This window comes from Pseudactinotalea sp. Z1739 (assembly GCF_049725055.1).
In the GTDB taxonomy this organism is placed as follows: Bacteria; Actinomycetota; Actinomycetes; order Actinomycetales; family Beutenbergiaceae; genus CALKWS01.
The window spans coordinates 102,562-121,376 of the sequence record NZ_JBMPQA010000001.1 but is presented as its reverse complement, the minus strand read 5'-3'; the positions used below and the strand labels follow the sequence as shown (position 1 = coordinate 121,376).

The 18,815-nt window shown below is 68.7% G+C and carries 20 protein-coding genes; 11 read left to right on the top strand and 9 right to left on the bottom strand.

All coding sequences use genetic code 11. The annotated features are described in order from the left end of the window. Positions 1 to 86: 86 nt before the first annotated feature. Positions 87 to 890: a DUF881 domain-containing protein gene (locus ACO0LV_RS00570; RefSeq protein ID WP_424785911.1), complete on the bottom strand. Its 804-nt coding sequence runs from the start codon at positions 888 to 890 to the stop codon at positions 87 to 89. 45 nt (positions 891 to 935) lie between these two features. Then, complete coding sequence (locus tag ACO0LV_RS00565) at positions 936 to 1,694, bottom strand: CDP-alcohol phosphatidyltransferase family protein (RefSeq protein WP_424785910.1); 759 nt, start codon at positions 1,692 to 1,694, stop codon at positions 936 to 938. Positions 1,695 to 1,951: 257 nt separating this feature from the next. On the opposite strand from ACO0LV_RS00565, the gene ACO0LV_RS00560 reads away from it, so the two are divergent. From ACO0LV_RS00560 to ACO0LV_RS00535, 6 genes are read left to right on the top strand one after another with little or no spacing between them, the layout of a single operon-like run. Beyond that, positions 1,952 to 2,548, top strand: coding sequence for a DUF4126 domain-containing protein (locus ACO0LV_RS00560; RefSeq protein ID WP_424785909.1), 597 nt, complete (start codon positions 1,952 to 1,954; stop codon positions 2,546 to 2,548). A gap of 22 nt (positions 2,549 to 2,570) precedes the next feature. Further along, positions 2,571 to 3,566, top strand: a complete 996-nt coding sequence (locus ACO0LV_RS00555) for a TIGR03560 family F420-dependent LLM class oxidoreductase (RefSeq protein WP_424785908.1) — start codon at positions 2,571 to 2,573, stop codon at positions 3,564 to 3,566. A 23-nt stretch (positions 3,567 to 3,589) separates the two neighbouring features. After that, on the top strand, positions 3,590 to 3,889 hold the full coding sequence (locus tag ACO0LV_RS00550; RefSeq protein WP_424785907.1) for a hypothetical protein: 300 nt from the start codon (positions 3,590 to 3,592) through the stop codon (positions 3,887 to 3,889). Between the two features lie 11 nt (positions 3,890 to 3,900). After that, positions 3,901 to 4,437 carry a GNAT family N-acetyltransferase gene (locus ACO0LV_RS00545; protein ID WP_424785906.1) on the top strand — a complete coding sequence of 179 codons (537 nt, stop codon included), beginning with the start codon at positions 3,901 to 3,903 and terminating at the stop codon, positions 4,435 to 4,437. Between the two features lie 11 nt (positions 4,438 to 4,448). Continuing rightward, positions 4,449 to 5,969 carry a TldD/PmbA family protein gene (locus ACO0LV_RS00540; protein ID WP_424785905.1) on the top strand — a complete coding sequence of 507 codons (1,521 nt, stop codon included), beginning with the start codon at positions 4,449 to 4,451 and terminating at the stop codon, positions 5,967 to 5,969. A gap of 2 nt (positions 5,970 to 5,971) precedes the next feature. Then, on the top strand, positions 5,972 to 7,372 hold the full coding sequence (locus tag ACO0LV_RS00535) for a metallopeptidase TldD-related protein (RefSeq protein WP_424785904.1): 1,401 nt from the start codon (positions 5,972 to 5,974) through the stop codon (positions 7,370 to 7,372). 22 nt (positions 7,373 to 7,394) lie between these two features. Here the strand turns inward: ACO0LV_RS00535 and ACO0LV_RS00530 are convergent, their stop codons facing one another. After that, positions 7,395 to 8,306 (bottom strand): hypothetical protein, encoded by a 912-nt coding sequence (locus ACO0LV_RS00530; RefSeq protein ID WP_424785903.1) that lies wholly within the window; start codon positions 8,304 to 8,306, stop codon positions 7,395 to 7,397. Between the two features lie 81 nt (positions 8,307 to 8,387). Beyond that, positions 8,388 to 8,669, bottom strand: a complete 282-nt coding sequence (locus ACO0LV_RS00525; protein WP_424786270.1) for a DUF7218 family protein — start codon at positions 8,667 to 8,669, stop codon at positions 8,388 to 8,390. Positions 8,670 to 8,849: 180 nt separating this feature from the next. On the opposite strand from ACO0LV_RS00525, the gene ACO0LV_RS00520 reads away from it, so the two are divergent. From ACO0LV_RS00520 to ACO0LV_RS00505, 4 genes are read left to right on the top strand one after another with little or no spacing between them, the layout of a single operon-like run. Further along, positions 8,850 to 9,716 carry an SDR family oxidoreductase gene (locus tag ACO0LV_RS00520; protein ID WP_424786269.1) on the top strand — a complete coding sequence of 289 codons (867 nt, stop codon included), beginning with the start codon at positions 8,850 to 8,852 and terminating at the stop codon, positions 9,714 to 9,716. A 50-nt stretch (positions 9,717 to 9,766) separates the two neighbouring features. Beyond that, on the top strand, positions 9,767 to 10,387 hold the full coding sequence (locus tag ACO0LV_RS00515; protein ID WP_424785902.1) for a PRC-barrel domain-containing protein: 621 nt from the start codon (positions 9,767 to 9,769) through the stop codon (positions 10,385 to 10,387). Continuing rightward, complete coding sequence (locus tag ACO0LV_RS00510) at positions 10,380 to 10,982, top strand: DNA-3-methyladenine glycosylase I (protein ID WP_424785901.1); 603 nt, start codon at positions 10,380 to 10,382, stop codon at positions 10,980 to 10,982. The genes ACO0LV_RS00515 and ACO0LV_RS00510 overlap by 8 nt, the downstream gene beginning before the upstream one ends. A gap of 43 nt (positions 10,983 to 11,025) precedes the next feature. Beyond that, positions 11,026 to 11,736, top strand: coding sequence for a type 1 glutamine amidotransferase (locus ACO0LV_RS00505; RefSeq protein ID WP_424785900.1), 711 nt, complete (start codon positions 11,026 to 11,028; stop codon positions 11,734 to 11,736). Between the two features lie 4 nt (positions 11,737 to 11,740). Here the strand turns inward: ACO0LV_RS00505 and ACO0LV_RS00500 are convergent, their stop codons facing one another. From ACO0LV_RS00500 to ACO0LV_RS00490, 3 genes are all read right to left on the bottom strand, one after another. After that, on the bottom strand, positions 11,741 to 12,802 hold the full coding sequence (locus ACO0LV_RS00500; protein WP_424785899.1) for a dipeptidase: 1,062 nt from the start codon (positions 12,800 to 12,802) through the stop codon (positions 11,741 to 11,743). 64 nt (positions 12,803 to 12,866) lie between these two features. Further along, the gene (locus ACO0LV_RS00495) at positions 12,867 to 13,730 is read right to left on the bottom strand and encodes a universal stress protein (RefSeq protein WP_424785898.1); all 864 of its coding nucleotides are present in this window, start codon (positions 13,728 to 13,730) and stop codon (positions 12,867 to 12,869) included. A gap of 80 nt (positions 13,731 to 13,810) precedes the next feature. After that, positions 13,811 to 14,365 (bottom strand): CueP family metal-binding protein, encoded by a 555-nt coding sequence (locus ACO0LV_RS00490; protein WP_424785897.1) that lies wholly within the window; start codon positions 14,363 to 14,365, stop codon positions 13,811 to 13,813. A gap of 161 nt (positions 14,366 to 14,526) precedes the next feature. Here ACO0LV_RS00490 and ACO0LV_RS00485 point away from each other — a divergent pair, with 161 nt between their 5' ends. Beyond that, positions 14,527 to 15,309: a class I SAM-dependent DNA methyltransferase gene (locus ACO0LV_RS00485; RefSeq protein ID WP_424785896.1), complete on the top strand. Its 783-nt coding sequence runs from the start codon at positions 14,527 to 14,529 to the stop codon at positions 15,307 to 15,309. A 54-nt stretch (positions 15,310 to 15,363) separates the two neighbouring features. Here the strand turns inward: ACO0LV_RS00485 and ACO0LV_RS00480 are convergent, their stop codons facing one another. Continuing rightward, positions 15,364 to 15,990, bottom strand: a complete 627-nt coding sequence (locus tag ACO0LV_RS00480; RefSeq protein ID WP_424785895.1) for a biotin transporter BioY — start codon at positions 15,988 to 15,990, stop codon at positions 15,364 to 15,366. Next, positions 15,987 to 18,209 (bottom strand): NADP-dependent isocitrate dehydrogenase, encoded by a 2,223-nt coding sequence (locus ACO0LV_RS00475; protein ID WP_424785894.1) that lies wholly within the window; start codon positions 18,207 to 18,209, stop codon positions 15,987 to 15,989. The genes ACO0LV_RS00480 and ACO0LV_RS00475 overlap by 4 nt, the downstream gene beginning before the upstream one ends. Positions 18,210 to 18,815: the final 606 nt, after the last annotated feature.

The following is an 18,815-nucleotide window of genomic DNA, read 5'->3' as shown; positions in this document are numbered from 1 at the left end:
AGGGCTCGCTGCGGGCCTGAAGCGCTCCGCACTGGGCCAAGTCTCGCACGTCAGGCTACCGGTCTGCTGGGCCATCGATGCTGATCTCAGGCCTCGTCCACCACCTCGGCGTGCCGCAGGGAGGAGTACCCGGCCCCCGGTAGACGCAGGTGCTCCTCCTGGGTGAGCGAACTCGGAATCGAGAACGCTCCGGACAACGCGGTCAGATGCGACTGGGCGCTGGATCGAGCGAACGCGGTCCGCATCGATTCGGGATCCCCGATCGCCTCGATCCGGTAGGGCGAGACCAGCGGTTGCAGGTCCACCAGGATCGCCGCGCCGGCCGAACGGATCGCGGTCATGCTCGTCAGCCGGTGCCCGTTCACGGCCACCGCCTCGGCTCCGGAGGCCCACAGCCCGTTGGCCACGACCTGCAGGTCGAAATCCTGCACCCGTTCATCTTCGGAACCCGGTTCGTCCGCCGCCGCCCGCACCGAATCCTCCAGGGTGATCACCAGGCCCGGCCCCTGCACCGCCACCGTTCCGACCACGGCCTCCAACTCGGCGGTGCGGGCCAGGAAGGCCTCATCCTCATCCCCCAACGCCTGGCTTTGCAGTTCGGCGATCTCATCGCGCAACTCGGAGTTCCCGGTCCGGAGGTCCTCCCCGGTGGCGCTGCGTTCTCGGATCTGCTCCACGATCAGGGTTCGCGCGCTGCTCGCGGCCGGCTGCGGCGCGCGTAGCGCCTGGGTCGCCACCACGGTCCCCATCCCGATCAGCACGGCGAGTACCAGAACCACCAGACGCCGCCGCAACGTCGTCGGTGTGTCGATCCCGGCCGCCCGGGCCCGCGCCACGGCGGCGTACCCGGGGTCCAGCGGCTTCTCCATCACCGCGGTCAGCAAGGTCATCGAGGCATCCTTGCGGCGATGCCGGCTCTGCTGCTGTGCCATTGCCTACGGCCCTGGTGTTGACCGCGGACCGCGCTGGTGCGTGGACGCGCGCGCATCCGAGACCACGATGGCACGGAACTGGTTCAGATAGGCCAAGCCGGCGCACCAGTACAGGTAGACCCCCCACAGCGCCGATGCCCAGCCGAATGCCCAGGCGATATCGGCCGCCAGGTGCCCGGTGAGTTGGTCCACCTGGGTCAGCAACAGCACCGGGAAGGCGTACATGAGCGCGAAGGTGCCGGCCTTGCCGATGTCGTGCACCGGGAATCCGGGGAAACCGCGTGCGACCAGGAAGGGCACGCACAGCCCCACCACCAGGTCGCGGGCGAACACCGCCACCAGCAGCCACCAGGGCACCACCTGTTGGACCGCCAGGCCGATGATCACCACCGCGATGAAGAGTCGGTCCGCGGCAGGATCGAGCAACCGGCCAAGCCGGGAGGTCTGGTTCAGTGCGCGTGCGATCACCCCGTCCACCCAGTCGCTGATTCCCGCCAGCGCCAGAACTACCACCGCAGCCAGGTACTGCTCGCTGAGGATGAGCACCGCCACTACCGGCACCATCAGCAATCGCAGGGCCGAGATCACGTTGGGTACGGTCAGGATCCGGTCACTCGCCGCATCGGTGGCACCCGCCCCCTGCGCCGGGAGTTCGGTGTCCCCACCTCGGGCACCGAACTCCCCGTCGCGGGCAGCGCCGGGCCGGCCGGTTCCGGGGGCGCCCGGAGCAGAGCCGGCCGGGGGGTCTGCTCGCTGTCTCACCCGCTCAGACTACCCAGTGGGGCCCCGGGAGTGGGTGCAGCCGGCACACTCCCGACCCGCTCCGCTCCGCACAGGTTCCCACCGCCGCCGCGACCCTTCCAGGCAGCGGCGGGCCCACCGCCGTCGTCTCCTGCCCTGGACTCACCCGACCGAGATCACCCGGAGCTCCCGGCAGCGTCCTACTCTGGTGCTCACACCAACCCGACGACGCCGCTTCGGAGTTTCCCGGGATGGTGCGGAAAGGGGTCGGAGCAGCCGTGATCGAGATCCTCACCGGGCTCGGGTTGGCAATGTCCGCGGGACTCTCTGCCTACATCCCGCTGCTGGCCCTGGGCCTGCTGGGTCGCTACACCGGCATCGTGGAGTTGCCCGCGCAGTGGGCCTGGCTGGGCAATGGGTGGGTGCTGCTCGTGCTCGGGGTTCTCCTGGTGCTGGAGGTCTTCGCCGACAAGATCCCCGCGCTGGACCACATCAACGACCTGATCCAGACCCTGATCCGACCTGTCGCCGGCGGGGTCGCCTTCACCGCCGGGTCCAGTTCCCTGACCACCGGCAACACCGATCCCGGTCAGGTCTTCAGCGAGGGCGCTCTGCTGCCGTTCCTCATCGGCCTGACCCTGGCGCTGGCCGTGCACGTGGCCAAGGCGACGCTGCGTTCGGTGGTCAATCTGTCCACCGCGGGCGTTGGCGCACCGGTGGTGTCCACGGTGGAGGACATCTCGGCGGTTTCGATGACGATCATCGCGATCCTGCTCCCGGTGCTCGTCCTGGTCTTCCTGGTCAGCGCCGCGGTGATGGGCCTCTGGATGATGCGTCGCCGGCACGCACGCGCCTTGCGGGCTGCCGACGCGTGATCGTTACCCGTAACCTGTTCCTATGCAGATCGGTTACTTCCTCCCGCAAGGCTGGCGCTTCGACCTCGTCGGCATCGATCCCTCCCGGCACTGGGAGGTGATCAACGGCCTGGCTGCCCGTGCCGACGCGGGTCCGTGGGACTCGGTCTGGGTCTACGACCACTTCCACACCACTCCGGTACCGAGTCAGGAAGCCACCCACGAGGCGTGGACCCTGATGGCCGCCCTGGCCGCCAGCACCAGCAAGGTCAAGCTCGGGCAGATGTGCAGTTGCATGGGCTACCGGAACCCGGCCTACCTCGCGAAGGTCGCCGCCACCGTCGACATCATCTCCGGTGGGCGCGCTCAGATGGGTATCGGTGGGGGCTGGTACGAGCACGAGTGGCGGGCCTACGGGTACGGCTTCCCACGAGCGGGCATCCGGCTCGCGATGCTCGACGAGGGTGTGCAGATCATGCGGCAGGCCTGGCGTGAGGGACAGGCCACCTTGGACGGCAAGCACTACCAGGTCGACGGCGCGATCGTGCAGCCGCAGCCACTGCAGCCCGGCGGTCCGCCGTTGTGGATCGCCGGCGGCGGGGAGAAGGTGACGCTGCGGATCGCCGCGAAGTTCGCGGACTACACCAACTTCGATGGCACGCCCGAGGGCTTCGCGCACAAAAGCGCGATCCTGGCGGACCACTGCCGCAACGAGGGTACCGACTTCGAGGCGATCACCCGCTCCGCCAGTTACAACGTGCTCCTGGGACGCGACCAGGCCGAGGTCGAGGCGAAGATCGCCGCCCTGGGTGATCGCCTGCTCCCGCACCTGGGCCAGGACAGAACCACGGAGGCGCTGGGGGCCTACACCTCCGAGGCCGCGCTCGGCGTGGGTACCCCGGAGCAGGTTGCCGAACGTCTCAGCGCGATGCGGGACGCGGGCGTGGGGTACGGAATCTTCTACTTCGGCGACGCCGCCTACGACACCTCCAGCATCGAACTGTTCGAAGAGCAGGTGGCGCCCGCGCTGCTGTCCTGACCGGCCACCCCAAAGGGAGCGACATGACCCGCCCGGACCAATCTCACCCGCCAGATCCCGGGGATGAGTTCCCGCCGCGCCCTGAGGAGGAGATCGCCGATGCCGGCCGGGCGGCCCCAACCGGGCCGGACGACGACGTGAGTGCTCCGGGCGCGTCCGGTCCGGTCCCGGAGCGGCCGGGCAGGATGCCGGACTATCCGCCCAGCCCACGGCCCCTGGACGGTTCGATCACCTCTCCCAGCCCCGAGATCGCCGATCCGGGTTATCGTCCCCCGGATTATCCCACCGAGGACGCCGGGCCGGAGGGTACGGAGCAGAACTGAGCCGGATCGACATGGCGATGGCCACGGCCGCCGACGCCGGGGGCATCGTGGCCCTGCGCGACCACCTCGCCAGGTGGCAGATCAGCAGGGGGATCCAGCAGTGGCGGCCCGGTGAGGTCGATCCTGCGGTGATCGCCGACCAGGCCTCCGGTGGCCAGTGGTTCGTACTCCGGGATCTCTCCGGATCCGGTGGTGCTGCCGGTGTCATCGCTACCGCCCGGGTGCTCAACGCGGACCCCCACGCCTGGGGGTCTGACCTGGGTAACGACGGAACTGCGGGCTACCTGCACGCACTGATGGTCCATCGCGACCACGCGGGCCAGGGCCTGGGCGCCGCGGTGCTGTGCTGGTTCGAGCGCTTCACGCTCGCGTGCGGGCGCACGCTGGCCCGGCTGGACTGCGTGGCCGGTAACGCGGTCCTGCGTGCCTACTACACCGGCCACGGCTACCACGAGCACGGCATCACCGAGTTCGGCCCGGACCGGCAGTGGAGGCCGGTGATGCGCCTGCAAAAGGTCCTTGACGGTTCCGACGCCGGATTCCGATAGGTTCGGGAACCATGAGCGATCACGGCATCGACGCCACCTTTACCGACCTACCCGCCCGGGCCCTGGCCGACGCCGCACTGCAACGGGCCAAGGACCTTGGTGCCACCCACGCGGACTTCCGGTTGGAGCGCATCCGAAACGAGTACCTCGTGGTCCGCGATGGCCGGTTGCAGACAGCCACGGATACCGAGGACCTGGGTCTGGCGGTGCGGGTGGTGTACCGCGGTGCGTGGGGCTTCGCCGCCGGAGTGGTCCTCACCGCCGCCGAGGCCGTGCGTCTGGCCGAGCAGGCGGTACAGGTGGCGACCGTGGCTGCTCCGATGACGGCCGACCCGGTGCAACTGGCCCCCGAACCCGTTTACCGTGACGTCACCTGGTCCAGCTCCTACCGGGTGAACCCCTTCGGAGTGGCCACAGCGGACAAGTCCGAGGTCCTCATCGACTGGACCCGGCAACTGCTCCGGTCCGGCGCTGTCGACCATGCCACCGCATCGTTGCTTGCGGTCCAGGAGAACAAGTTCTACGCCGACCTCGCCGGCACCGTCACCACCCAGCAGCGCATCCGCGTGCACCCGGAGTTCGAGGCGATGGGCGCCGATGAACGCACCGGAGTTTTCGACTCGATGCGCTCCATCGCCCCACCAGCCGGGCGCGGCTGGGAGTACGTGGCTGAGGCCGGCTACGACTGGGACACCGAATTGGCCCGGACCCCGGAACTGCTCGCCGAGAAACTCACCGCTCCCAGTGTGCAGGCCGGAGACTATGACCTCGTCATCGACCCCTCCAACCTATGGCTGACCATCCACGAATCGATCGGGCACGCCACTGAACTGGACCGGGCCCTGGGCTATGAGGCCAACTACGCCGGGACCTCCTTCGCCACCCTGGATCAACTCGGCACCCTGCAGTACGGCTCCTCGGCGATGAACGTCACCGGCGACCGCACAACCGAGCACGGCCTGGCCTCGATCGGGTACGACGACGAGGGCGTGGCCACCCAGTCCTGGGACATCATTTCCGACGGAGTCCTGGTGGGTTACCAGCTCGACCGCTCGATGGGTGCGGCCCAGCCCGAACTCAACGGAGGACGCTCCAACGGTTGCGCCTACGCCGACTCCCCGGGACACATCCCGATCCAGCGGATGGCCAACGTCTCCCTCCAGCCGGCGCCGTCCGGACCGGACACCGACGGCCTGATCGCCCAGGTCGAGCGGGGGCTGTACATCGTCGGTGACAAGTCGTGGTCGATCGATATGCAGCGCTTCAACTTCCAGTTCACCGGCCAGCGCTTCCACCAGATCATCGACGGCGAACTGGGGCCGCAGGTGCGCGATGCCGCGTACCAGGCCACCACCACCGATTTCTGGGGCTCGATGGAGGCTGTCGGCGGCCCCCAGACCTACGTCCTCGGAGGCGCCTTCAACTGCGGCAAGGCGCAACCGGGTCAGGTCGCCTCCGTCTCCCACGGGTGCCCCTCGGCACTGTTCCGCAGCGTCCGGATCCTCAACACCACAGCAGAGGCAGGCAAGTGAGCATGCGTACCGCCACGCCCCAGCAACTCATCGAGCATGCCCTGGCCGGATCCTCGGCCGAGCACACCATCGCCCTGGCCCGTGTCGGTTCCAGTGCGAACCTGCGCTGGGCGAACAACACCCTGACCACGAACGGGGCCATGCGCGACGTGCAGGTTACCGTGATCTCCTTCCGCGGCACCTCCGATGGCGTCGCCACCGGAGCCATCACCGGCACGGCCGCCACACTCGAGCAGGTCGAGTCGCTGGTCACGGCCGCCGATGCCGCTGCCGCGGTTGCCGACCCGGTCCAGGACGCTACCGAGTTGCTCACCGCCGCCGAAGCCACGGCTCCGAGCGAGCCCTGGGATGATCCTGCCGAGCAGACCTCCATCGAGGTCTACCGGGACTTCGCAGCCGAGTTGGGTGAGATCTTCACCCGCGCCCGGGACCGTCGGCAGGTTCTCTACGGGTTCGTCGACCACGAGGTGGTCACCACCTACCTCGCCTCCTCCACGGGCGTGCGGCTTCGGCACACCCAGCCCAGTGGGCACTACGGCATCACCGGGAAGAACGAGGCGTTGACCTCCTCGGCGTGGGTGGGCGGCGCGACGCGGCAGTTCACCGATGTTGACCCGGCCGCGCTGGAAACGGACCTGATCCAGCGCCTGGAGTGGTCCGAGCGGACTGTCTCCCTGCCCGCCGAGCGGTACCAGACCGTCCTGCCGCCCACCGCGGTCGCCGACCTGCTGATCTACGCCTACTGGTCCGCCGGTGCGCGAGTGGCTCACGAGGGGCAGTCGGTCTTCTCCAAGCGTGGCGGAGGCACCCGCATCGGGGAACAGATCGTCGCGCCGCAGGTGCGGCTGCACTCCGACCCGGCCTACCCCGGTCTGGAGTGCGCCCCCTTCGTGCAGGCAGCGGCGTCCTCCAACGTGTCCAGCGTGTTCGACAATGCCCTGCCGCTACGCAGCACCGACTGGATCGCCGACGGCAGACTCACCTCTCTCCTGCAGACCCGGCACTCTGCCGGGCTGACCAGTCAGGAGGTGACCCCCGCGATCTCCAACCTGGTGCTGGACGTCGAGGGTGGCTCCGGGACCACCCAGGACCTGGTCGCTGGGATGGACCGGGGCCTGCTGGTGACGTGCCTGTGGTACATCCGTGAGGTGGATCCTCAGAACCTGCTGCTGACGGGTCTGACCCGGGACGGGGTGTACCTGGTGGAGGGCGGTGAAGTGGTCGGTGCGGTGAACAACTTCCGCTTCAACGAGTCCCCGGTGGATCTACTGAGCCGCTTCGACGCGGCCTCGGCCACCCAGGCCAGTTTCTCCCGCGAGTGGGGCGACTACTTCCCGCGCACGGCCACCCCGGCGTTGCGGATCGGTGACTTCAACATGTCCTCGGTCTCTCAGGCCCAGTAGCCCGCCGGGCCGGACACGACCCTCAGGCGAACCGCACCTGCGCGGTGAACTCCTTCCCGGCGTCCATGCTCAGGTCCACCAGGCGCAGACCCGGGGGCATCCGGTCGTTCAGGTCGATCGTGGTGTCGGTGTACCGGGCCAATTTCTTGCGCACCACCACGAGCACGAGCGAGACCAGGGGGTTGCCCGAACGCGCCTGGATCTCCCCGATCCGGGCGACCATCCCGGAATCGACCTCGGCCTCGAGCCGGATCTGTGCCGATGCCGAGAGCAGGCCCTTGCGGACCCGGGCGGTCACGTCCAGGTGGAGACGGCGCGCGGAGGGTGTCTTGACCTCCACCTGGAGAGAGGTCAGGGTCAGCCCCGAGCTCGCCAGTTCCGCCGCCACGAGATCCTTGGCGCGTTCGACGGCTTCCTTGATCGGAACCGAGACCTGTCCGTGACCGCGCGACTGGGCGGTCGCGGCGCCGGGGTCCATCAACGCCCACAGGTTCTCACGGCCGTCGTAGGCCACACCGGCGGGGATGTCCTCCACCTCGACGTGGGCCGTCACCGGGATGCCCTCCACATGGATCGGCTGGGCGAGCACCTCGAGGTGGTGCACCGTGACCGGCTCGGCGGAGGCGACGGGAGGCACGTCGGTCAAGTCCGCACTGTCGAGCCTCAGTGAGCGGTGATGCTCCTCCAGGACCATTCCGGTCAGGTCGACACGGACGTCCCCCAGGTCGGTCCCGGCCGGCACCACCTGTACCCGCACCTGCTCCCAGAGGCGGGCTGCGTCGCCGTCGCCGTCTTCGTCGTCGATAAGGCTGAGCACGCCCTGTCGGATCCGGTGTTCCCAGTCCGGCCCCGATTGCGGGACCGGTCCGGTCCCGAGGTTCAGGCCGGCGACTTCGGGGGTGGTGGAGACGCTTGATCGCGCAGCTTCAGTCATGGGCTCACGGTACAGCCGGGGTCCGCGATCGTCCCAGCGGCGGCCGGCGGGTGAGGGATCAGGTGTCGCGCAGCGCCTCGATCAGGAGTTGCGCAGGGCCTCGATCAACTCATCCTTGCTCATCTTGGACCGCCCGTCGATGTCGAGTTCGGCCGCACGGTCGTTGAGCTCGTCCACGGTCCACTCCTCGTAGGCAGGCGAGGAGCCACCTGACTCGCCCACATCGGACCGGGAGGCGTTGGCTGCGGCGTTGGCGATCCGCGCAGACTTCTGCTTGGACTCGCCCTCCTCACGCAGCCGTTCGTACAATTCCGGATCCTTCACGCTCGGGCCGGGGTCCTCGCTACCGCCTTGCTTCGCCATCGTGATCTCCTTCCGGGATGACGCGTCACGATCAGCACGCCGCACCTCTCGCATCAGCACGTCGATCGTGTCACTCATGGAACCGATCTGCATTCCGGATATCCCGCGCCGGGCCGCCGGGTGCAGCGGTGGCGGCTGGTGCGGATGCGCACCGACACCGAACCGGCGACCATTGTCGACATGGTTACCGATGAGAACGCACTGACCGACTTGCCCCAGCAGCACCAGGACTGGCCCGGCCGGACAGCGGCCCTGGATCCGGTGCCCGATCACGGCGAAGCCAGTTACACGGGCCGGGACCGGCTGGTGGGCAAGCGTGCGCTGATCACCGGAGGGGACTCCGGTATCGGCCGTGCCACCGCGATCGCCTTCGCCAAGGAGGGGGCCGAGGTGGCCATCTCCTATCTGCCCGAGGAGGCCGAGGACGCCGAAGAGACCCGGCAGGAGGTGGAGCGCACCGGTCGTTCCTGTCATCTGCTACCCGCTGACCTGCGCACCGAGCAGGCCAACCTCGAGGTGGCCCGGGACGCTGTCCGGGCGCTGGGTGGCGTTGACGTGGTGGTGGCGAACGCTGCCTACCAGATGGCGGCCGGATCCCTGGCCGACTTCCCCCCGGAGCAGATCGAGCGCACCTTCGCCACCAACGTGTTCTCCACGTTCTGGCTGATCAAGGCCCTCGACGACCACCTGGACGCAGGCGCCAGCATCGTCATCACCACCTCGATCCAGGCCTTCGAACCGTCCGAACCGTTGCTGGACTACGCCGCTTCCAAGGCGGCCCTGAACAACCTGGCGGTGAACCTGGCTGGTGAACTGGGCCCGCGGGGCATCCGCGTGAACGCCGTCGCACCCGGACCGATCTGGACACCGCTGATCCCCAGCACGATGCCACCGGAGAAGGTGGACGGGTTCGGATCGGACACTCCCCTGGGCCGGGCCGGTCAACCTGTGGAGGTGGCGACCGCCTTCGTTTACCTTGCCTCGGATGAGGCAAGTTACGTCTCCGGGACGGTCCTGGGCGTGACCGGCGGACGCGGAGTGTTCTGACACGGCAGAATGCCAAGCGGAGCCAGGACCGAAGGAGGGTGCTCAACACGATGGAACTGACCCGCGAACAACTGGATGCGCTATATGACCTGACGGTGGTGTCCGATGACGGGCAGACCATGGGGCCGGTGGGGCACATCTACCTGGACGATCAGACTCAGCAGGCCACCTGGATCACCGCCAAGACCGGGCTCTTCGGTCTGCGAGAGGTGTTCATCCCGTTCCAGGGTGCCAGGGTGGAACCGGAGGCCATCAAGGTCCGCTACACCAGGGACTACATCATGGACGCCCCCCGGTTCGACTCCGACGGACACATCAGTGACGCCGAGCAGGACGAACTCTTCCGCTACTTCCGGGTGAGCCGTCCCCAAGCCTCAGACCCAACGATCGACGGTCCCGTGCCGGCCGAGCCGGCAGGTCCGCCGGTGGGCGACGAGGCGGGTCCACTGTCGGACCGTGAACCCGACCTCCCGGTGGATGACGGGCTCGACCGGAACAGCGGTGAACCGCCCGTGGCCGTCGATCCGGAACCGGCACCGGTGGAGCAGGCGGTCACCCCGGACACGGAGGGTCCGGACCCGGGCGCCGGGACGCCGGAAGGGCAGGATCCGGCCCACCCGCACAGCCAGACCCCGGAGGCGGAGCCGGGGACCACCGACGACCGTGCCTGAGGCCCCCGATCTGCACGTGGCATCCGATGGGCTCGCACGTCCCGCGTGGGCGGCACGGAGTGAGTTGCTACGCCACTACTACGACAATGAGTGGGGCATGCCGGTGCGTGATGAGCGTGGCATGTACGAGCGCCTCACCCTCGAGACCTTCCAGTCCGGCCTGTCCTGGGCAGTGATCCTGCGTAAACGGCCGGGGTTCCGGGAAGCGTTCGGCGGCTTCGACCCCGACCTCGTCGCCGCCTACACCGGTGCCGACGTGGACCGGCTCCTTGCGGATGCGCGGATCGTGCGCAACCGGGCGAAGATCCTGGCCGCGGTCACCAACGCCCGCGCCACCATCGACCTTCGCGCGGAGGGCGGGCTGGCCGACTTCGTCTGGTCCTTCCAGCCTGCGACCACCCCGCGCCCACGACGGATGTCCGAGGTACCCACCCGGTCGGTTGAGTCGGAGGCGCTGGCCAAGGCGCTGCGCAGCCGCGGGTTCACTTTCGTGGGGCCCACCACGATGTTCGCCCTGATGGAGGCGGTCGGGATGGTCGACACCCACCTCGTGGGCTCCCATCGCAGGGGCTCCTCCGGAGTCTGGCCCGCCTGACGGCGCTGGAGATCGCCGCCGGGGTTTGCCAGGATGGCTGGCGATGTCTGCCTACGTACTCGCGATCCGAAACCATCCCGAATCCGGTCCCGGCCGGTACCCCGCCTGGCTCAGGGCTGCCGGCCTCGAGGTGGAGGTGCGTCCCGGAGAAGACGGACTGCCCGGTGACCTGAAGGGCATCAACGGGCTGATCATGCTCGGGGGTGGGCTCATGCCCGACGACGACGCCGCCGCACCCTGGCTCGCCGGGGAGCGCACCCTGGTGGCCCGGGCTCTGGATGAGCACGTGCCCATCCTGGGGATCTGCCTGGGCGGGCAATTGCTCGCCCACGTCGGCGGTGGGCGGGTGCGCTCCGATCACGGTGTGATCGAGCGGGGCGCTACGCGCATCCGATTGACTCCGGCGGCAGCCGAGGACGGTCTGCTCGGCCGGTTGCCGGCGAGTTTCTACGCGATCGAGAATCACCGTGACGCGATCACCGAGCTACCTCCGGGGTCGGTGCATCTGGCCTACTCCGAGGACTGCCCGAACCAGGCGTTCCGCCTCGGCGACGTGGCATGGGGCCTGCAGTTCCACCCCGAGGCCAGTTCCGCCAATGTGGCCCGCTGGAACCCGGCGAAAGTCCGGGCCGACGGGTTCGACCACGACGAACTCATCCGTCTCGCGCAATCGGTGGAACCCGAGAGTGAGCGCGCCTGCCGCCAGATCGCCGAGGCGTTCGCCACCGCGGTGCACCAGCACGCGGCAACCTGATGGTTCAGCGTTCGGGTGCCGGATCCGCGGGTAGGTCGCCGCAAAAGGCCCGGTAGGCGCCATCGTTATCGGCCAGCACCCGAAGCACGTTCTGGTGGCCGAGTTTGCCCAACTCCTCCTCGGACCAACCGCGGCTGCGCAGTTCATCCATCAGGTTGGGATAGCCGGCGACGTCCTGCAGGCCCGCGGGCATCGTTCCGGCGCCGTCGTAGTCCCCGCCCAGGCCTACGTGGTCGATGCCGGCGACCTCGCGGACGTGCTCGATGTGGTCGGCCACGGTGGCCACGCCCACCTGCGGCGCCGGTCCGCCCTGCTCGCTGCGCCGCCAGTCCCAGTAGGCCGCGGAGAGGAATGACGGCACGAACGTGACCATCTGCACTCCCCCGTTCCCGGGTAGGGCCGCGATCACCTCATCGGGCACGTTCCGCGGGTGCGGGTTGAGCGCGGCGCAAGAGGAGTGGGTGAACAGCACCGGGGCTGCTGTGCGCTGCAGCGCCTGCCGCATGGTGCTGGGCGCCACGTGGGACAGGTCCACGACCATCCCGATCCTGTTCATCTCGGCGACGACCTCGTGGCCCCTCGCGGCGAGCCCGCCGTGTTCGGGAGTGTCCGTCGCCGAGTCCGCCCAGGTGGTGTTGTGGTTCCAGGTGAGTGTCATGTACCGCACCCCCAGACGCGCGTACTGGCGAAGCGCAGGCAGGGAGTCGGCGATCTGGTGGCCACCCTCGATCCCGATGAGGCTGGCGATCCGGCCGGTGTGGAGCAGCGCCTGCACGTCCGCGGCGGTGCGTGCCAGGTGCAGGTCCTGAGGGTATGCCGCCACCATTCGGTGGATCAGGTCGATCTGCTCCAGGGTGGCCTGCACCGCGGCAGCACCGCTGAACTCCGACGGCAACCACGCCGACCAGAACTGCCCCGCCACTGCTCCGCGGTGCAGCCGGGGCAGATCGGTCTGCATCTCGTCCTGGTGGGTGTCCAACCCGGCCACGCTGCCGCCCCGGGCGGCACGGCATTTCCAGGGCAGGTCGTTGTGTCCGTCGATGATCGGGATGGGTGGTGCCGTCATGCTCCCACCCTGGCACGGATCCGGTGGCGAACAGGTCGACGTAGGCGATGCCCGGGTAGGGCCTTCAGGTACGGGGTTTGCCCACCACCGCAACCGGGCAGGGAGCGTGATGCAACACACCGTGGCTCACCGAGCCCAGGAGCACCGAGCGTGTCACGCCACGGCCCCGGTTGCCCACCACGAGGAGGTCGGCTCGCTGCGCGGCCAGCCGTAGCGCCCCGGCCGGGTGTCCCATCAGGGCTTTGCCGTCGACCTCCACGTCCGGGTATTCGTCGCGGAACGGTGCCAGTTCCTCGCGGATCATGCCCTCGGTGGCGCGGGTGGCGTGCATCATGTACTCCCCGTAGCCACCGGCGGGCCCGTACCAGTTCGGGTCGGGCATCACCCGCACCGCCGTGAGCCGGGCCTCCCGTCGCTGCGCCTCGCCGAAGGCGAACGCCAGCGCCTCCCTGGACGTGGCCGAACCATCGATGCCCACCACGACCTGGTCGTAGCTGGTTTCGCTGGGCCCGGGAATCACGATCACCGGCGCCTGAGCGCGTGCGGTCAGCCGCATACTGCTGGAACCGAGCACCAGGCCGGAGAACCCGCCCCGGCCCCGGCTGCCGGTCACCAGTGCGTACGAGCCGGCGGACTCCTTGGCCAGGGTCTCCACCACCTCACCGGTGAAGTGCTGGGTGGAGATCTCCAGTTCGCTGAAGGCCTCCCGGGCGATCTCGGCGCCGGTCTGCAGGATCTCCGTGGCCATCTCCTTGTGCGCGGCACGCAACTCCGGGGTGATGCCGTAGGGGTCACCCCAGGGTTCCTGGACGGTGACGATCCGCAGTTCGGCGCCCATCCGGTCCGCCTCGCGGGCCGCCCAGCTGATCGCTTCCTCGGCGTGGGCGGAGCCGTCGGTGGCGACCACGATCGGTTTGGTGGTGTTCACGGGGAAACTCCTTCAGTGGTCGGATACCTCTATCGGACCGCGGCACAGCACCGGAAACCAGGTCCGAAGGTCCTGCGGTCTCAACCCAACCGTATTGTGGTCAGGCAGGTCGGCGCTTGGACATCGGTGCTGATGTCCTGGGTGGCGCTGAGCCCGTCGACGGAGACCTCGAGTGTGGCCTCGACATCCTTGGGCAACCAGACGCCCATGAACCCGTTGTCGAAGGTGGTCATCTCCTCGTCCACGTAGACCTCGCCATCGGCACCGGTGATCAGCACGTCCATCGCCGTGTTCGGCAACTCCGCCTGGCAGGTGGTCAGGGAGTGGTAGAAGCAGTCGTGGGTCTGGTTGAGGTACGGGGCGAAGGAAAGGTAGAACTCTTCACCTTCGATCGGCAGCTCCTGCTCCGTCGTGCCGTCGCTGAGCAGCAGGGTGTCGGCTCGCACCGAGGCGAGCAGGTCACTGGGGCGGTCCGGACCCCCGAGGCGGTCCATGTGGTCGATCAGGTCAGTGGTCTGCATGCCATCCAGACCGTGCGGGGCCAGCAACTGCTGTGCCGGGTCCTCCTGGTCGGCCGAGCATCCGACCAGGACCAGTCCCAGGGCAGCAGTAAGGGCGATCAGGGCTCGTCTCATGGGGAAACGGTAACGACCGCACCAGCCCTGGAACTAGGACCAAGGGCCCGGCCACCGGTTCCACGGGCCGTCCCGGTCCGCGGTGACCCACGAACTCAGGGCGGCCCGTCCCCGCCGCCCGAGGTGCGCAACTGCCACATTCGCGCCCATGATGGACCACGATGACCGAACGCCATGATGAATTCTGGAACGAGCGACTCGCTCAGGACTGGACGAGTTCCGGCGTGGGCTATCAGGCCCTGGGCCGCCCGTTCAACACCTGGATGTATCGCATCCGCCGACACGTCTTCGCCCGGGAAGTCGCAGCCCTCGGTGTCGACTCACGGACCCGGGTGCTCGACGTCGGATCGGGTACCGGTCTGTACCTGGACTGGTGGCAGGCCGCCGGTGCCGGGCACGTCACCGGATCGGACCTGACCCCGGCTGCGGTGACCCGGCTGCGCGAACGTTTCGGGACGCTGCGGATCGAGGAGTTCGACGTGACCGCCGGACCGGGCCCGTTCGAGCCGGGCAGTTTTGATGTGATCTCCTGCATGGACGTGCTCTTCCACATCACCGACGACGAGTTGTACCGCAGCGCCCTGGCCAATGTCGCGGCGCTGCTGCGCCCGGGCGGACGGTTCATCTTCACCGAGAACTTCCTCAACCGGGCACCGGACCGCTCCGAGCACCAGGTGAACCGGTCGCGGCAGTGGATCACCCGCGAACTGGCGCGCAATGGCCTCCGCCTGGAGCGTCGCACGCCGAGTCTGGTGCTGATGAACGCCCAGGTCGATGCGCCCTGGTGGTGGCGTAAGACGTGGGGCGGGCTCCTGCGTGTGCTCACCCTGACCCCACCCACCGGATGGGCCACAGGTGCGCTGCTGTACCCGTTGGAACGGGTGCTCACCCGGGTGCTGTCGGAGAGCCCGACGACGGAACTGGCCGTGGCCGAACGGGTCTGACCCATGCCGGGCCACCACCGAGCGGTTGGTGGCCCGGCTCGGGTCGGCGTGGGCTCAGCGTTCTGCGTCGAGGGCGCCGGCGGCGCGGTGTGCCAGCGGCATGATCATGGCGGCCAGGATCCACTTGATGACTCCACCGACGAGGAACGGGACCACACCGACGGACATCAACGTCCCGACGTCATGGGGCATCCCGAGCATCGACAGGACCACCCCGAGGTAGGGCACCCCGATGATGAATGGGATGAGGCTGGCACCGGCGAACCCGGCCAGCGCCAGCAGGGGACGCCGGTCCCAGTGCCTTTGGGCCAGCCACCCGATGAAGGCCGCGGCCGGGATGAACCCGATGATGAAGCCGAAGGAGGGCCCTGCCACGCTCGCCGGTCCCCCCATCGCACCGGCGAACACCGGCAACCCGGCCACCCCGGCCAGCAGATAGGTCGTCATCGCCGCAGCCGCCCGACGCGCGCCAAGGCTCGCCCCGACCACCAGCACCCCGAGGGTCTGCCCCGTCACCGGTACCGGCCACAGCGGCACCGCCACCTGGGCGAGCACGGCCACCAGCGCGGCACCGGCGATGACCAGCCCCACCTGCGCCGCGGTGCTGCGGGAGCGGATCAGCGCATCGGCAAGGACCGGACGGGCCACCCCCCAGCCCGGCGCGGGGATCGCCGCGCTCATCGGCGCAGCGACGCCAGCGCCGCGTTGAACGTCGCCGAGGGTCGCATCACCGCGTCGGCCTTGGCCGGGTCTGGGCGGTAGTACCCGCCCAGGTCCACCTCCTGGCCCTGTACGTCGAGGAGTTCTGCCACGATCGTCTCCTCCTGCGCACGCAGGGTCGCGGCCACCGGTCCGAACACCTCGGCCAGAGCCGCGTCGTCGGACTGGGCGGCCAGTTCCTCCGCCCAGAACAGCGCCAGGTAGAAGTGGCTGCCACGGTTGTCGATGCCGCCCAACCGGCGGGTCGGGGACTTGTTCTCCTCCAGGAAGGTCCCGGTAGCCCGGTCCAGGGTGTCCGCGAGCACCTGGGCCCGGACGTTGCCCTGGGACTGTGCCAGGTGCTCGAAACTGACCGACAGGGCCAGGAACTCACCCAGGCTGTCCCAGCGCAGGTAGTTCTCCTTCTGTAGTTGCTGGACGTGCTTGGGCGCCGATCCTCCGGCACCGGTCTCGAACAGGCCCCCGCCATTGATCAGCGGGACCACCGAGAGCATCTTGGCGCTGGTACCCAGTTCCAGGATCGGGAACAGGTCGGTCAAGTAGTCGCGCAGTACATTGCCGGTCACCGAGATGGTGTCCGCTCCGGCACGCATCCGCTCCAGGGTGAAGAGGGTGGCAGCGACCGGGTCCATGATGTGCAGGTCCAGCCCGTCGGTGTCGTGCTCGGCCAGGTAGGTGTTCACCTTCTCGATCAGCCTGGCATCGTGTGCCCGGTCCGCGTCGAGCCAGAACACCGCGGGGGTGCCGCTGGCCCGGGATCGGTTCACGGCCAGTTTGACCCAGTCCCGGATGGCCACGTCCTTGGTCTGGCAGGAGCGCCAGATGTCGCCGGCGGTCACGGTGTGCTCGGTGAGCACCGCTCCGGCCGAGGTGACCAGGCGGACCACCCCGTCGGTGGCGATCTCGAAGGTCTTGTCATGGCTGCCGTACTCCTCGGCAGCCTTGGCCATCAAGCCCACGTTCGGCACCGAACCGATGGTGGCCGGATCCAGTGCGCCATGGGTGCGGCTGTCATCGATCGTGGCCTGGTAGACCCCGGCGTAGCTGGAGTCCGGGATCACCACCAGCGTGTCGGCCTCCTCCCCGTCCGGACCCCAGGCGCGCCCGCCGTTGCGGATCAGGGCCGGCAGCGAGGCGTCGATGATCACGTCGCTGGGCACGTGCAGGTTGGAGATCCCGCGGTCCGAATCCACCTGGAACAGGCGCGGACCCCGCTGGAGTTCGGCGGTGAAGGAGTCGCGGATCTCCTGCCCGTCGGGCAGGTCGTCCACGCCCGACAGGATCGATCCCAGACCGTCGTTGGGGCTCAGCCCGGCCTCGGCGAGCACATGGCCGTACGTGGCGAACGTCTCCGGGAAGAAGGCCCGGACCGCGTGCCCGAAGATGATCGGGTCGGAGACCTTCATCATGGTCGCTTTCAAGTGCACCGAGAACAGCACGTCGGCATCCTTGGCGGCCTGCACCTGGGCCTTGAGGAAGGCCTGTAGGGCATCGGCCCGCATCACGGTGGCATCGACGACTTCCCCTGCTTCGACCGGCACCTGCTCGCGCAGCACGGTGACCGTGCCGTCGGCGTCGACGTGCTCGATGCGTAGGGTGTCTGCCTCGGTCACCACCACGGACTTCTCATTGTTGCGGAAGTCGTCCGCGGCCATGGTGGCCACGGTGGTCCCGGAATCACTGGACCACTCCCCCATCCGGTGCGGGTGCGCCTTGGCGTAGTTCTTCACCGACGCCGGTGCCCGCCGGTCCGAGTTGCCCTGCCGCAGGACCGGATTCACCGCACTGCCCATCACGCTGTCGTACCGTGCGCGCGCGTCCCGCTCGTCGTCGGTGGCGGGGTTGTCGGGGTAGGGCGGTAGGTCGAACCCCTGGGCACGCAACTCGGCGATGCCGGCCTTGAGCTGGGGCACCGAGGCGGAGATGTTCGGCAGCTTGATGATGTTGGCCTCTGGAGTCTCGGCCAGTTGACCGAGTTCGGCCAGCGCGTCCTCGGTGCGCTGCTCCGGCGGGAGGACGTCAGCGAATGCGGCGATGATGCGGCCCGCGAGCGAGATGTCCCGGGTCTGCACCTGCACGCCCGCGCTGGCGGCGAACGCCTCGATTACCGGCAGGAGTGAGTAGGTCGCCAGTGCCGGCGCCTCATCGGTCTGGGTATAGATAATCGTGGGAGTAGCCACAGGGTGCACTTCCGTCCGAGTCGACAGCGGTTGTTCGATATCAAGATATCGCCTTCCGCCCCGGTCGCGCCCGGTGCGCAGTCCTGACCGGCCGCGCCCGCCCACCGGCCCGGGTGAGCCGGCAGTACGGACGACGCCCACATCGTTACGGAAGCGTAACGATCGGGCGTGACCTTGGCCACGTGGTGCGGAGAGGGCCGGGCGGGGTGCGCGGGTGTCCCCGGTGGAGCCGGACAGTGGTCGTACGGGTGCCGAGTCACGCCCCACCGAAACCACGGCGTGCCGCATAGACCGCGGGATCGTGCGGGTTGGGCCGGGCCCCCGGGGCCCGCTGACGTGGGCAGGCACGGGTCCTCGCCGGAGTTCGGCGCGTGCGCCGGCGCTGACCGGTTCCCGCGTGCGCTGGCGCTGCCTCCCCTGTTCGGAACAGCATCCAGCGGATCCTGGCATGTGCCCGCCGGGATCTTCTATGCCAGACTGACATGCGTTGTTTGCCAGTGGATGGTGATCGGGCGGGCTTCGGATATGTCGCTCCGCTCGGGTGTGCGCCTGCGTCACGTCCTGCGGAGTCATCCTCGCCACCAACCCTGTGCCGCATCCCGACGG

Bases quoted from the DNA above. Each gene is read 5' to 3' on its own strand.
- ACO0LV_RS00570 (WP_424785911.1), bottom strand. From the start codon at position 890: ATGACCTTGCTGACCGCGGTGATGGAGAAGCCGCTGGACCCCGGGTAC.
- ACO0LV_RS00555 (WP_424785908.1), top strand. From the start codon at position 2,571: ATGCAGATCGGTTACTTCCTCCCGCAAGGCTGGCGCTTCGACCTCGTC.
- ACO0LV_RS00550 (WP_424785907.1), top strand. From the start codon at position 3,590: ATGACCCGCCCGGACCAATCTCACCCGCCAGATCCCGGGGATGAGTTC.
- ACO0LV_RS00545 (WP_424785906.1), top strand. From the start codon at position 3,901: ATGGCGATGGCCACGGCCGCCGACGCCGGGGGCATCGTGGCCCTGCGC.
- ACO0LV_RS00540 (WP_424785905.1), top strand. From the start codon at position 4,449: ATGAGCGATCACGGCATCGACGCCACCTTTACCGACCTACCCGCCCGG.
- ACO0LV_RS00535 (WP_424785904.1), top strand. From the start codon at position 5,972: ATGCGTACCGCCACGCCCCAGCAACTCATCGAGCATGCCCTGGCCGGA.
- ACO0LV_RS00530 (WP_424785903.1), bottom strand. From the start codon at position 8,306: ATGACTGAAGCTGCGCGATCAAGCGTCTCCACCACCCCCGAAGTCGCC.
- ACO0LV_RS00525 (WP_424786270.1), bottom strand. From the start codon at position 8,669: ATGGCGAAGCAAGGCGGTAGCGAGGACCCCGGCCCGAGCGTGAAGGAT.
- ACO0LV_RS00520 (WP_424786269.1), top strand. From the start codon at position 8,850: ATGGTTACCGATGAGAACGCACTGACCGACTTGCCCCAGCAGCACCAG.
- ACO0LV_RS00515 (WP_424785902.1), top strand. From the start codon at position 9,767: ATGGAACTGACCCGCGAACAACTGGATGCGCTATATGACCTGACGGTG.
- ACO0LV_RS00505 (WP_424785900.1), top strand. From the start codon at position 11,026: ATGTCTGCCTACGTACTCGCGATCCGAAACCATCCCGAATCCGGTCCC.
- ACO0LV_RS00500 (WP_424785899.1), bottom strand. From the start codon at position 12,802: ATGACGGCACCACCCATCCCGATCATCGACGGACACAACGACCTGCCC.
- ACO0LV_RS00490 (WP_424785897.1), bottom strand. From the start codon at position 14,365: ATGAGACGAGCCCTGATCGCCCTTACTGCTGCCCTGGGACTGGTCCTG.
- ACO0LV_RS00485 (WP_424785896.1), top strand. From the start codon at position 14,527: ATGACCGAACGCCATGATGAATTCTGGAACGAGCGACTCGCTCAGGAC.
- ACO0LV_RS00480 (WP_424785895.1), bottom strand. From the start codon at position 15,990: ATGAGCGCGGCGATCCCCGCGCCGGGCTGGGGGGTGGCCCGTCCGGTC.